Genomic DNA, 12674 nt, shown 5'->3' with positions numbered 1-12674 from the left:
CGTAGATGCTTAAGACACCCTTGGCTCTAACGACCCGAAACACTCACGACAGCAGCCGGTCGAGATCCAGCTTCACCGGAAACGGTTCGACGGCCTGGAATTCGCCTGTCATGGCCGGAGCGTCCTGATAGCCGAGTTCGCCCGCCTGGTGACAGGCGACAAGCGAGACCGGTTCGCTGAGGTCGACGATCCAGTAATGCGGGATCCCCGCGTCGGCGTACTCGCCGTGTTTGGTCACGTAGTCGGTGCGCTTCGAGCCAGGTGACACGATCTCGACCACCACGACGACGTCGTCCGCGTGATACATCGTGTCTTCTTCGTCGATCCGTTCGCCCGCCTCGCGAAGGGCGATGATCAGATCCGGTCGCCTGGCGAAGCCAGGCTCGCCTGGCGGCACCAACCCCAGATCGACGTCGATGTCCTGGACGAATTCGAGGTGATCGGGCAGCTGCGACTCCAGCTGCCTGGCCAAGGCGTACAGCGCCTTGTTGTGTCTCCTCTTGGGGCTCGGTGACATGACGAGGCGGCCTTCCACGAGCTCGGTGAATCCGGAATCGGGCTCACCGAGCGCCGCGTACTCCGCGACCGACAGCAGGTGATCCGGGATGGCCCACCCTGGTTCACCGTGCGACCCGGTCGTGGAATGGGGAACGGCTGTCACAGCGTCTCCTCACGTCATCCACAGTGTCTCACGGCCAACGAGATGACCATCGGTGATCGTATCAGCGCGGAGTGTCAGCCTTTCCGCAGTTCCCGCGCGATCACCATGCGCTGGATCTGGTTCGTGCCCTCGAAGATCTGCGGCACCTTCGCCTCCCGCATGTACCGCTCCACCGGGAAGTCCTTCGTGTAGCCGGCGCCGCCGAGGACCTGCACGGCGTCGGTGGTCACCTTCATCGCGCCGTCGGTCGCGACGAGCTTCGCGATGGACGCCTGCCGCTGGAACGGCAGCCCGCGGTCGCGGCGGCGGGCCGCGTCAAGGTACATCGCGCGCGAGGTCTCGACTGTCGCGGCCATGTCGGCCAGCAGGAACTCCAGGCCCTGGAACTCGATGATCGGCCGCCCGAACTGCGTGCGGCCCTTCGCGTACTCGAGTGCTTCGTCCAGCGCGGCCTGCGCGAGCCCGACGGCGCACGCGGCGATGCCCAGTCGCCCGGAGCTGAGCGACGACAGCGCGATCTTCAGCCCCTGGCCCTCTTCGCCGATCCGGCGTTCGGCGTCGACGGCGGCGTCTTCGAACATCAGCTGGGCCGTGGTCGACCCGGTGAGGCCCATCTTCCGCTCGGGCGGCGCGGCCGAGAGGCCGGGCGTCGCCGCGTCGATGAGCAGGCAGCTGATGCCCTGCCCGCCCTCGTCGCTGGTGCGCACCATCGTCGTGTAGAAATCGGCCTCACCCGCATGGGTGATCCACGCCTTCGTGCCGTTCACGACGTACTGGTCACCGTCGAGCCGCGCGCGAGTGGACAACGCGGCCGCGTCGGAGCCGGCGTGGGTCTCCGAGAGCGCGTACGCGCCCAGCAGGCCGCCTTCGAGCATCGCGGGCAGCCAGCGGTCACGCTGTTCGTCGGTGCCGTGGTGCGCCAGCGCGAAGCAGGACATCGTGTGCACGGAGAGCCCGACGCCCACCGACATCCACGCCGCGGCGATCTCCTCCAGAACCTGCAGGTAGACCTCATACGACAGCTCGCCGCCACCCCAGCGCTCCGAGTACGGCAGGCCGAGGAGCCCCGCCTGGCCGAGCAATCGGAACTGCTCGCGCGGGAAGTGCGCGGTCTCTTCGTACTTGCTCGCGATCGGGGCGAGTTCCTCGCGCGCGATCTCCTTGGCCAGGTCGATCAGGTCCTGGGCCTCGGTGCTGGGCAGCAGACGGTCCGCCGGCATGGCTCCTCCGAGCTGAACGGTACTAAAAACAGTACTGTGGGCTGATTCAGCGTACAGTAGACGGCGCTGGGGGTACATCGTTCGCGTAGGGGATAGTGATCCGATGACCTCGCGCCGCCAGCCCACCGCGCGCCAGAGAGCACTGCTCTCGGAACTTGAAGCGCTCTTCCTCGCCGAGGGGTTCTCCCAGTTCACGCTGGACGACCTGGCCGCGAGGCTCCGCTGCTCGAAATCGACCCTCTACGCGCTCGCCCCCAGCAAGGAGCAGCTCGCGGTGAAGGTCGTCACCCACTTTTTCAAGGGGGCCGCCGAGCTGCTGGAGGAGCGGATCGCCGGGATCGACGACGCCCGCAAGATCCTCGGCGAGTATCTCGCTGGGATCTCCGAATACCTGAATCGCGCCTCGGCCGCTTTCATGACCGACATCGCCGAATTCGCGCCGGCGCGGGACGCGTATCAGCTCAACAGCCGCGCCGCGGCCGCCCGGATCCGGTCGTTCATCGACCGAGGGGTCACCGACGGTGTTTTCCGTGAGGTGCACGCGCGGCTGATCGCGGAAATGGCGGGATTGATCATCGAGGGAATCCAGACCGGCGTGATCGGGCAGCGCGCCGGGGTGACCGACGCCGAAGCGTTCACCGCGTTGTCGGAGCTTTTGCTTGGCGGCCTGGCGACAAAAAATGTCCTGAACTGACAATTCTGGTGGTGGAACCACCGCCTCGGCTAGCATCGCGCCCGTGATCGTGGTGGGTGGAGAGGCGCTGGTCGACCTCGTTCCTGGTGAACCGTTGGATTCCACTGTGGACGGTGGGTTGCGCGCGCTGCTGCCCCGGATGGGTGGTGGTCCCTACAACGTCGCGCTCGCCGCCGGGCGGCTCGGTGTCCCGACGGGTTTCCTCTCGCGCGTCTCGAACGACCGTTTCGGTGTCGCGCTGGTGGACCGCCTGCACGCCTCCGGCGTCGACACCGCGTTGCTGCAGCGGGGAAACGAGCCGACGACGCTGGCCGTGGTCGCGCTCGACGACACCGGCTCCGCCCGGTACACCTTCTACACCGAGGGCACCGCGGACCGGCTCGTCGCCGACCCCGGCCCGCTCCCCGAAGATGTGACGGCGCTCTCCCTCGGCACCCTCGGCATGGTCCTGGAGCCGGGCGCGAGCACGTACGAAACGCTGTTGCGCCGCGAATCCGCGCGCGGCGTGCTGACCGTCCTCGATCCGAACATCCGTGCGGCGCTGATCGAGGATCCGGCGGCGTACCGGGCGCGGTTCGAGTCCTGGCTGCCGCATGTCCGCCTGCTCAAGATCTCCGACGACGACACGGAATGGCTCGCCGAAGGCGCCGACCCGATCGACGCGGCAAAGGTCTGGACCTCTTGCGGAGTCGATGCCGTCGTGCTCACCCGCGGCGCGCGCGGGTTGTCCGTCATCACACGAGCGGGCGAAATCGCGCAGGTCCCGTCACGCCGGGTCGACGTGGTCGACACGATCGGCGCCGGTGACACCGTGCAAGGCGCCCTGCTGGCCTGGCTGTACTCGAACGGCGTGCGGGACGTGTCCACTCTCGACCCCGGCGGCTGGCGTACGGCGCTCGAATTCGCGGCGAAAGCGGCGTCGATCACCGTCTCGCGGAGCGGGGCGGAACCGCCGACGGCCGAAGATATGGCATCCGCCGTGTGAACCTGGTCCCAAAGGGGCTGTTGTGAGCAACTCACCCGCTGCGCGTTGACCCCATTCTCGACTAGCGTGGAGGGGAATTCATACCCCAGCGGGGCGGTGTGCAGCGAGGCCGTGGGTCACGCGCGTGAAAGAGGGCGTACCTGTGGAACCTACAGGCGCCGCCGGCCCGTGCTGAACGTGAGAGGGACTTACATGTCCGACGCGACGACGGCTGCGGGGCAGTCCGGCGAGACCGCGACGCTGCGCCTGCCCAATGGCGAGCACGAGTTCAAGGTGATCCACCCGGTGGAGGGTGCGCCTGGGATCGAGCTGGGGAAGCTGCTGGCGACGACCGGGTACATCACCCACGACCCGGGCTTCGTGAACACCGGCGCCGCGTCCTCGGCCATCACCTACATCGACGGTGACGCCGGCATCCTGCGCTACCGCGGGTACCCGATCGAGCAGCTGGCCGAGAAGTCGACCTTCATCGAGGTCTCGTACCTGCTCATCTACGGCGAGCTGCCCACGCAGGCTCAGCTGGAAGAGTTCACCGGGAAGATCCAGCGGCACACCCTGCTGCACGAGGACCTCAAGGCCTTCTTCAGCGGCTTCCCGCGCGACGCGCACCCGATGCCGGTGCTGTCCAGCGCCGTATCCGCGCTGTCGACCTTCTACCAGGACTCGCTCAACCCGTTCGACGAAGCGAACGTGGAGCTGTCCACCATCCGCCTGCTGGCCAAGGTCCCCACCCTGGCCGCGTACGCGTACAAGAAGTCCGTCGGCCAGCCGCTGCTGTACCCGGACAACTCGCTCGGCCTGGTCGAGAACTTCCTGCGGATGACCTTCGGCTTCCCGGCCGAGCCCTACGAGGTCGACCCGGACGTCGCCAAGGCGCTCGACCTGCTGTTCATCCTGCACGCCGACCACGAGCAGAACTGCTCCACCTCGACCGTGCGCCTCGTCGGCTCCTCCGAGGCGAACCTGTTCGCCTCGATCTCGGCCGGCATCAACGCGCTCTTCGGCCCGCTGCACGGTGGCGCCAACAGCGCGGTCCTGGACATGCTCGAGGGCATCCAGGCCGAGGGCGGCGACGTCGCGAACTTCGTCCAGCGCGTGAAGAACAAGGAAAAGGGTGTCCGCCTGATGGGCTTCGGGCACCGGGTCTACAAGAACTACGACCCGCGCGCGAAGATCATCAAGAACACCGCGGACGAGATCCTCTCCAAGCTCAAGGGCGGCGACCAGCTGCTCGACATCGCGAAGAAGCTGGAAGAGACCGCGCTCTCGGACGACTACTTCATCGAGCGCAAGCTGTACCCGAACGTCGACTTCTACACCGGCCTGATCTACCGGGCGCTCGGCTTCCCGACCAAGTACTTCACGGTGCTGTTCGCGCTCGGCCGCCTGCCGGGCTGGATCGCGCACTGGCGCGAGATGATCCAGGACCCGGCCACCAAGATCGGCCGCCCGCGGCAGATCTACACCGGCTACGCGTCGCGGGACTACGCGCCCATCTCGGAGCGCTGATCCTCCCTCCCGCAAGTGTCATGAAAGGGTCGTTCCTGACGTTTTTCGTCAGGAACGACCCTTTCATGACATCCGGGCGTGCGGAGGCGCGAGAGCACGCTTAGGGTTTCCCGAGTGACCAGAGAAGCCCCGGTAGTCCTGTGGTTCCGCCGCGACCTCCGCCTCGGCGACCACGCCGCCCTCCTTGAGGCCTCGAAGCACAGCAAGCACGTCCTCGCGCTGTACGTCCTCGACGACGCGCTCCTCAAACCCTCCGGCGCCCCGCGCGTCGCGTTCCTGCACGGCTGCCTGAAGGCGCTGGACGACCAGCTCGGCGGACGCCTGATGCTGGTCAAGGGCGACCCGGTCAAGGAGGTCGTCAAGGCCGCGCGCGAGGTCGGCGCCGCGACCGTGCACGTCAGCGCCGACACCGGCCCGTACGGCCGCCGCCGCGACGACGAGGTCGAGAAGGCGTTGGCGGAGCACGACATCGCCTGGGCCGAGACGGGTTCGTCGTACGCGATCACGCCCGGCCGCATCACCAAACCCGACGGGGATCCGTATCGCGTGTTCACCCCGTTCTACCGTGCGTGGGTGCGCCACGGCTGGCCGCGCCCCGCCGACACCGGGAAGTCCATTGTGGACTGGGTGGAGCCGCCGCGATCGGTCGAACTCCCGAAATCCCCGTCGCTCAAAGGGATGGAGCTGCCCGAGCCCGGCGAGAAGGCGGCGTTGGAGCGCTGGCACGAGTTCCTGGACGACGGCCTGGAAACCTACGACGAGGATCGTGACCGTCCCGATCGTCCCGGTACGACAAGGCTTTCACCGTATCTGCGCTGGGGTTGCGTCCATCCGCGCACCCTGCTGGCGGACCTCGCCGGGAACGAAGGCTCCGGCGCCAAGGCACTGCGCGGTGAGTTCGCCTGGCGCGAGTTCCACGCCGACGTCCTGTGGCACCGCCCCGAAACCGCGCGGAAGAACTACGATTCGCGGTTCGACGCCATGGAACACGAGAGCGACGACGAGGCTTTCCGGCGGTGGTGCGAGGGACGCACCGGGTTCCCGATCGTCGACGCCGGGATGCGCCAGTTGCTCGCCGAGGGCTGGATGCACAACCGCGTCCGGATGATCGTGGCGAGCTTCCTGGTCAAGGACCTGCATCTGCCGTGGTGGCTCGGCGCCCGGCATTTCATGAAGCATCTGGTCGACGGCGATCTCGCGTCGAACCAGCTGAACTGGCAGTGGGTCGCGGGCAGCGGCACCGACGCCGCGCCCTACTTCCGGGTCTTCAACCCGACCACACAGGGGGAGAAGTTCGACCCCGCCGGTGACTACGTCCGCCGCTACGTCCCCGAACTCCGGTCTGTGCCGGGCAAAGCCGTGCACAAACCGGAGAACGTGAAGGACTATCCGGCGCCGATGGTCGACCACGCGCACGAACGTCAGGTCGCCCTGGAGCGCTACGGCGCCATCAAAGGTTAGCCGCGCAGGGCTTCCGAAAGCTTGATCCGGCTGCCGACCCGCAGGACGCTGTTCTGGTAGATCCGCGCGCCCAGCCAGGTGAACAGGGCGATGGCGGCCACGGTCAGGCCCAGTGACGCCACGATCTCCCACACCTCGACGGTGCCCGCCGCGATCCGCGCGGGCATCAGCACCGGGGAAAGCAGCGGCACCAGGGAAAGCACCTTCGTCCCGGTGCCTTCCGGTGCCTGGGCCAGCAGGTTGAAGCCGACGACGAAGCCGAGGATCAGCACGATGTTGACCGGCCCGATCACCGACTGGGTGTCCTCCTGCCGGGAGACCAGCGAACCCATGGCGCCGTAGACGGTGGCGTAGAGCAGGAAACCGAGCAGGTACCACACGACACCCCACAGCAGGGCGCTCGTCGCGACCCCGGACAGCGTCAGCACGTCGGTCGCCGAGGCGACGATGAATCCGGCGCCGCCGATGATCACCAGCTGCGTCAGCCCGACCAGGCCGAGCCCGATCACCTTGCCCAGCAACAGATGCCACGGCCGGACCGTGGACAGCAGGATCTCCACCACCCGGCTGGACTTCTCTTCGACCACACCCTGCGCGACCAGCGTCCCGTAGGTCACGATGCTCATGTACAGCAGCACCGCGACGATCAGCCCGATCACCATCCGCTGCGACTTCTCGGGATCCGGCGGTTTGATCGAGTCGACCTCGACCTGCGTCTGGTGGACCGTACGCATCACCTGCTCAGGGGACTCCTGGGCTTCGGAAAGGATGCCGTTCAACACTTCCTGCTGGGAAACGCCGTTCAGCAGCGCGCGCAGCTTGGTGTCCAATTCGGACTTGACGAGCACCTTCAGCTCGGTGGCGTTGCCGGACAGCAGCGCGTCGAGATCACCGTTTTCGACCTGCGAGCGGCCCTGCGCCGGATCGGCGACCGTGACGGTCTCGATCTTCTCGCCGATGGCTTCGCCCGCGGTCTTGAGCTGCTGCGCGATCCCGGCGGTCTGCCCGGTGAGGCCGACCTTGCTCTTGTCCTCGTTGCTGATCAGCGTGGACTGCAGCAGGACGTAACCCATCAGCATGACCAGCAGGACGGCGGTGCCGACCACGAAGGACCTGGTGCGCAGCCGGGTGTTCAGCTCGCGTTTGGCGATGAGCCAGACCGCGCGCCATGAGGAAACGGTGTTCATGCGGAAACTCCCTGTGCCGCCGGCTTCTCGGCGACGGCGTCGCGGAAGAGCTCGGTCAGCGAACGCCTGCGTTTGGTGAATTCGGTGACCGGCCCGGTCGCCAGCGCCGCGGCGAGCACGGCCTGATCGTCGGCACCCGTCTCGAGTTCGAGGATCGTCGTCGGGCCGTTCTGCTCGATCGTCCGGACGCCGGGAACGGCCGAAGCCCAGCCGGGGGCGGCGGCGGGCGCGGTGACGACGAGCCCGTTGCCCGCGCCGGCGGTCAGCTCCTCGACGGTGCCGGAGGCGACCATCCGTCCACTTCGGATGATGCCGACCCGGTCGCACAGCCGCTCGACCAGATCCAGCTGGTGACTGGAGAACACCACCGGCACGCCGGTCGCGGCCTTCTCCCGCAGCACCCCGCTCATCACGTCCACGGCCAGCGGGTCGAGGCCGGAGAACGGCTCGTCCAGTACGAGGACCTTCGGATCGTGCACCAGCGCGGCGGCGAGCTGCACGCGCTGCTGGTTGCCGAGGCTCAGCTTCTGCACCTCGTCCTTGCGCCGTTCGGTCAGCCCGAGCCGGGCGATCCAGTTCTCGGCGCTGCGGTGGGCGTCGTTGGCCGACATCCCGTGCAGCTCGGCGAGATAGACCAGCTGCTCCAGCACCTTCATCTTCGGGTACAGCCCGCGTTCCTCCGGCATGTACCCGATATGCGTGCGGGTCTCGTGCGTGATCGGGGCGCCGCCGAAGCGCACCTCGCCGGAGTCGGCCGCCAGCACCCCGAGCACGATCCGCATCGTGGTGGTCTTGCCCGCGCCGTTGCTGCCGACGAAACCGAACAGCTCACCGGGCTGGACCTCGAAGCTCACCTCGTCCAGCGCCACCTTCGCGCCGTAGCGCTTGGAGATCTTGTCGATCTCCAGCTTCCCCTCGCTCATTTCCACTTCCCCTCTTCGAAATACCGCACCAGCGCCGCGAATCCCCGATGGACGCCGGAAACCGTGCGGTTCCGTTCGATCAGCCCGTCCAGCTTGACGTTGCTCACCACCGAGGTGGCCCGGTACACCAGGACCGCCCTCCCCGCGCCGGCGAGGACCCCACCCGCCACCAGCACGACGGCGACCACGCCGATGGACATCTTGTGCCGCTTCTTCTCCCCGGTCATGCCGGAGTCACCCCCTCGAAGTCTTCGGGGTCGTCGTCCGGCAGCCGCCACGCGAGCCACAGCGCCGGTAGCGACGTCCCGAAGACGAACAACGCCGCTGTCATCGCGGACAGCAGGGAACCGGAATCCGGTTGCCCCGCCGCGTAAAGCCCGTACCCGAGATCCACCAGCATCAGCACGCAGATCCCCTGGAACGCAGCGTAGTGCGCGCGATTTCGCAGCAGCAGTTCGCGTTCGTCGAGATCCTTCGCCGCGGAGCCGGGCCTGCCGACGGCCTTGCGCAGCACCGCCGCGGTGCCGACGCAGAGACACAGCCCCGGGCCCATCAGGCCCACGGCGAACCACAAGGTCGGCTCGCGCAGCAACGCGGCACCGGCGATCACGACCAGATGGCCGATCACGGCCGCGACGGCGAGCCGTCGGCGATCCGCTCGTGTCCGGGTGGTGGTCATGCGGGGCTCACCCCTTCGAAATCCTCGGGGTCGTCGTCCGGCAGCGACCAGCCAAGGATGACGGCGGACACCGTGGTGCCGGTGATCAGCAGCGCGCAGGCCATCATCGCGCCGCCGGCTTTGGGCCCGGGGACCAGGAGCCCGTACAGCACCGCGAGCAGCATCAGCCCCACGAGGATCTGGTAACTGACATAGGTGACGCGGTGGCGCATCTCCCGCTCGCGCTCGTCGAGCCACATCGAAAAACCGCCGCTCATCTTGCCGGTGAGGATCCGCAGCAGGTACTGCGCGCCACCCGCCACGACACCGCCGCCGAGCCAGCACACGAGGAAGGCCCCCGTCTGCCCTGTCTGGTAGAAGACCGCTCCGGCGATCAGGATCAGATCACCCGCCAGCACCAGCACACTCAACGCCCGTCGCCGTTTCCGCGTGCGCCACGTCGGCAGCTTGAGCGCTCGCTTGCGTTCCACCTCGTCCAGCCGCTCCTGCTGACGCTCCCAGTACGCCGCGAGACGGCCTCGCTCCTCGCTCATGTTCCCCCCTCCCGGTAGACCTGAGTGGACAGCGGCGTGAACGGTTCGCGGCTGAACACGGCTTCGACCGGGAGGTCGAACACCGCGCAGATGCGGAACGCCAGGTCCAGGCTCGGGTAGTGGTCTCCCCGTTCGAGCGCGCCGATGGTCTGCGGGTTGACCTCGACGGCCGTCGCGAGGGCGGCTCTGCTCAGTCCACGCTCCGCCCGGAGCACGGGAAGCCGGTTGTAGATCGGCAGCTCTTTGCCGCGTCTTACCGGGCTCATGGAACATACTGTTGCAAAAACCCAACGACTCGTCAAGCTGAGGGCATGACTCGCCGCATTTATCGAGGGGTAAGTCGAATGTGGCGCGTCCGCGCCGCTGCGGCGCAGACCTTCTTCGTGGGCCGACCGGTCCTGAGTGCCTGCAAGGGGCGTCTCGTGTCGATCGGATGTCCGATTGATACCTGTGTATCCGTTTCCATGCTGGGGTCGTGAGTGGCAAAGAGGGTTAGAACGAGCATCGCCACTCACGACCCCGGGCCGAAGGCTCCGTTGGCCGCGTCGGACGCGGCCAAGGGAGCTTTCACCCCGGCGGAGGCCTCGATCACGAACACGACACGTTTGACTTGCCCCTCAATAGAACCACCCAAATCACTCACGACCCTCGCGCACGGTGGCAATCGGACGTTTCGCTCGAACAAAGCGGGAGGGTCAGGCGAGGCCGGCGAGCGACTTGTCGACAAGCTCCTGGACGCGGGCGTGGGCTGCCGCGGCGTCGGGGGCGACCAGGCCGAGCCGGGTGCGGCGCTCCAGGATGTCCTCGACGTCGAGAGCGCCTTCGTGCCGCACGGCCCAGACGACCTCCGCCGCGCTGATGTCGCTCCCGTCGCACAGGGGCAGCCCCAGTTCCGGGTCGACCTCGCCGAGTGCCGCCACCCGCGGCGCTTCGGTGCCGTACTTCGCGACCAGCCGAGGCGGCGCGTCCACAGTGGACAGACGATCGCGCGGGGTCGCGCCGAGCAGCGGAAGCCGGGACGTGGTCGACGGCCCGGCGAGCAGCCCGGACCGCTTCAGTGCGGCGTCGACGGCGTCCTCGGCCATCTTCCGGTACGTCGTCAGCTTGCCGCCGACGACGGTGAGCACGCCATCGGCACCGGTCACCACCGCGTGCTTGCGCGAGAGATCCGCACTGCGACCACCACCGCCTTCGACCAACGGCCGCAGCCCGGCGAACGAGCCCGCGACATCGGCGCGAGTCAGCGGGCGGGTGAACGCCGTCGACGCCACTTCGAGCAGGAAGTCCACATCGGACTCCGGCACGGTCGGCACCCGCGGCACCGGGCCGTCGATCGGTTCGTCGGTCACCCCGACGAACACCCGGCCGTCCGGTTGCGGCAGCAGGAAGACGAAGCGATTGTTCTCGCCGGGGACGGGCACGTTGACCGAAGTCGCGCCGATCCGCGCCGCTCCTGAGGCCAGGATGAGATGCGATCCGCGCGAGGGCCGCAGCCGGACCGACTCCGCCAGTTCGCCCGCCCAGACACCTGTCGCGTTGATCACCTGACGGGCGTGGATCTCGATTTCCTGCCCGGTGAGCCTGTCCCTGGCCAGCACCGATTCCGCGTCGAGCCGGAGCGCCTCGACCCTCGTCAGGATCTTCGCGCCGCGTGCCGCGGCTGTGCGGGCGAGGCTCACCACCAGGCGCGCGTCGTCGGTCAGCGCGCCGTCGTAGGCCAGCAGCGCCCCGCGCAGGCCTCGCGGGGACAGGCCGGGCGCGAGCGCCAGCGCCTCCGCGGCCGGGATCGACCTCGGGCGGGGCAGTACCGACGCGGGAGTTCCGGCCGCGCGGCGAAGGCCGTCGCCGGCCACGAGACCGGTCATGATGAAGGCCTGCTGGCCGCGGGAGGTCTTGCGGTACATGGGGAACAGCTGCGGGATCGCCCTGGTGAGATGCGGGGCGGTGCGGGTCATCAGGATGCCGCGTTCGACGGCGCTTTCGTGTGCCAGCGCCAGATCGCCCTTGGCGAGATACCGGAGCCCGCCGTGGACCAGCTTGCTGGACCAGCGCGATGTCCCGTACGCCAGGTCGTACGCTTCGATCAAGGCGACCGAGAGCCCGCGCGCGGCCGCGTCCAACGCGATGCCGGTGCCGGTGACACCGCCGCCGACCACCACCAGATCGACCCGCTCGCCACCGGCCAGCGCCGTGAGTTCCCGGTCGCGTCGCAGGGCGTTGAGCGAGCCCGGCGTCACGGGCGCAGCGCCGCGTCGAGCACGTTGGCGAATTCCGCCATCAGCTTCTTCTCGTCCACGTCCGCGATGGCGGGACGGTACGAGAACGCGAAGGACTGGATGAGCAGCAGCAGCGTGCGAGCCTGCGAGGCCGGATCACCCTTGCGGATCGAGCCGTCCTCGTGGCCGGACTTCAACAGGTGCAGGATCACGCCTTCGGCGAAGCGCTGGGTCTTCCCGAACCGTTCGACGATGTAGGGCAGGACCAGTTCCGAATCGAGGTCCAGCAGGGTGCGGAACAGCGGGTCGCCCGACAGCGCGGCGACGGCGGCGGAAGAGCTCTGGACGAGCTTCTCGCGGAAGTGGGCGGGCTCGACCTCGGGTTCCGCGGCGCCCTGCAACAGGCTGCCGAACTCACGGGTCATGAGGGTCGCGAGCACACTGCGCACGTCCGGGAACCGGCGGTAGACGGTCATGCGGCTGACCTTGGCCGTCCGGGCGATCTCGGCGAGGGTGGTCCGCCGCACCCCGACGGCGAGCACGCACTTCTTCGCGGCGTCGAGCAGAACGTCGTCGGACACACGTGTCGAGGCCTGGCGGGATCGG

Annotated in this window: 14 protein-coding genes; 4 read left to right on the top strand and 10 right to left on the bottom strand. The window is 68.0% G+C overall.

Annotation, left to right across the window (positions count from 1 at the left end; translation table 11 throughout):
- Positions 1 to 43: 43 nt before the first annotated feature.
- Both AORI_RS77040 and AORI_RS77035 read right to left on the bottom strand, forming a co-directional pair.
- Positions 44 to 661 carry a Uma2 family endonuclease gene (locus tag AORI_RS77040; protein ID WP_016337478.1) on the bottom strand — a complete coding sequence of 206 codons (618 nt, stop codon included), beginning with the start codon at positions 659 to 661 and terminating at the stop codon, positions 44 to 46.
- A 74-nt stretch (positions 662 to 735) separates the two neighbouring features.
- Positions 736 to 1881 (bottom strand): acyl-CoA dehydrogenase family protein, encoded by a 1146-nt coding sequence (locus tag AORI_RS77035; RefSeq protein ID WP_016337477.1) that lies wholly within the window; start codon positions 1879 to 1881, stop codon positions 736 to 738.
- 103 nt (positions 1882 to 1984) lie between these two features.
- On the opposite strand from AORI_RS77035, the gene AORI_RS77030 reads away from it, so the two are divergent.
- The 4 genes from AORI_RS77030 to AORI_RS77015 all read left to right on the top strand — a co-directional run bounded on the left by AORI_RS77030 (position 1985) and on the right by AORI_RS77015 (position 6530).
- Positions 1985 to 2575 (top strand): TetR/AcrR family transcriptional regulator, encoded by a 591-nt coding sequence (locus AORI_RS77030; RefSeq protein ID WP_016337476.1) that lies wholly within the window; start codon positions 1985 to 1987, stop codon positions 2573 to 2575.
- A 43-nt stretch (positions 2576 to 2618) separates the two neighbouring features.
- The gene (locus AORI_RS77025; protein ID WP_016337475.1) at positions 2619 to 3560 is read left to right on the top strand and encodes a carbohydrate kinase family protein; all 942 of its coding nucleotides are present in this window, start codon (positions 2619 to 2621) and stop codon (positions 3558 to 3560) included.
- Between the two features lie 192 nt (positions 3561 to 3752).
- The gene (locus tag AORI_RS77020) at positions 3753 to 5069 is read left to right on the top strand and encodes a citrate synthase (RefSeq protein WP_016337474.1); all 1317 of its coding nucleotides are present in this window, start codon (positions 3753 to 3755) and stop codon (positions 5067 to 5069) included.
- Positions 5070 to 5183: 114 nt separating this feature from the next.
- Positions 5184 to 6530 (top strand): cryptochrome/photolyase family protein, encoded by a 1347-nt coding sequence (locus AORI_RS77015; protein WP_016337473.1) that lies wholly within the window; start codon positions 5184 to 5186, stop codon positions 6528 to 6530.
- Here AORI_RS77015 and AORI_RS77010 read toward each other — a convergent pair.
- The 8 genes from AORI_RS77010 to AORI_RS76975 form a co-directional block, all read right to left on the bottom strand.
- Positions 6527 to 7717, bottom strand: a complete 1191-nt coding sequence (locus AORI_RS77010; protein WP_016337472.1) for an ABC transporter permease — start codon at positions 7715 to 7717, stop codon at positions 6527 to 6529. The genes AORI_RS77015 and AORI_RS77010 overlap by 4 nt on opposite strands.
- Positions 7714 to 8640, bottom strand: coding sequence for an ABC transporter ATP-binding protein (locus AORI_RS77005; protein WP_016337471.1), 927 nt, complete (start codon positions 8638 to 8640; stop codon positions 7714 to 7716). The genes AORI_RS77010 and AORI_RS77005 overlap by 4 nt, the downstream gene beginning before the upstream one ends.
- Entirely contained in the window at positions 8637 to 8867 is a 231-nt protein-coding gene (locus tag AORI_RS77000) for a hypothetical protein (RefSeq protein ID WP_016337470.1), read from the bottom strand. Before AORI_RS77000 ends, AORI_RS77005 begins: the two co-directional genes overlap by 4 nt.
- Entirely contained in the window at positions 8864 to 9319 is a 456-nt protein-coding gene (locus AORI_RS76995) for a hypothetical protein (RefSeq protein WP_016337469.1), read from the bottom strand. The genes AORI_RS77000 and AORI_RS76995 overlap by 4 nt, the downstream gene beginning before the upstream one ends.
- Entirely contained in the window at positions 9316 to 9852 is a 537-nt protein-coding gene (locus AORI_RS76990; RefSeq protein ID WP_016337468.1) for a hypothetical protein, read from the bottom strand. Before AORI_RS76990 ends, AORI_RS76995 begins: the two co-directional genes overlap by 4 nt.
- Complete coding sequence (locus AORI_RS76985) at positions 9849 to 10118, bottom strand: helix-turn-helix transcriptional regulator (protein WP_005155992.1); 270 nt, start codon at positions 10116 to 10118, stop codon at positions 9849 to 9851. The genes AORI_RS76990 and AORI_RS76985 overlap by 4 nt, the downstream gene beginning before the upstream one ends.
- Positions 10119 to 10547: 429 nt before the next feature.
- Positions 10548 to 12089, bottom strand: a complete 1542-nt coding sequence (locus AORI_RS76980) for a glycerol-3-phosphate dehydrogenase/oxidase (RefSeq protein ID WP_016337467.1) — start codon at positions 12087 to 12089, stop codon at positions 10548 to 10550.
- Positions 12086 to 12649: a TetR/AcrR family transcriptional regulator gene (locus AORI_RS76975; RefSeq protein ID WP_016337466.1), complete on the bottom strand. Its 564-nt coding sequence runs from the start codon at positions 12647 to 12649 to the stop codon at positions 12086 to 12088. Before AORI_RS76975 ends, AORI_RS76980 begins: the two co-directional genes overlap by 4 nt.
- Positions 12650 to 12674: the final 25 nt, after the last annotated feature.

The sequence above is a fragment of the Amycolatopsis keratiniphila genome, from assembly GCF_000400635.2.
Taxonomy (GTDB): Bacteria; Actinomycetota; Actinomycetes; order Mycobacteriales; family Pseudonocardiaceae; genus Amycolatopsis; species Amycolatopsis keratiniphila.
Note: the sequence above shows the minus strand (reverse complement) of the source record. Positions and strands in the feature narration are given on the sequence as shown.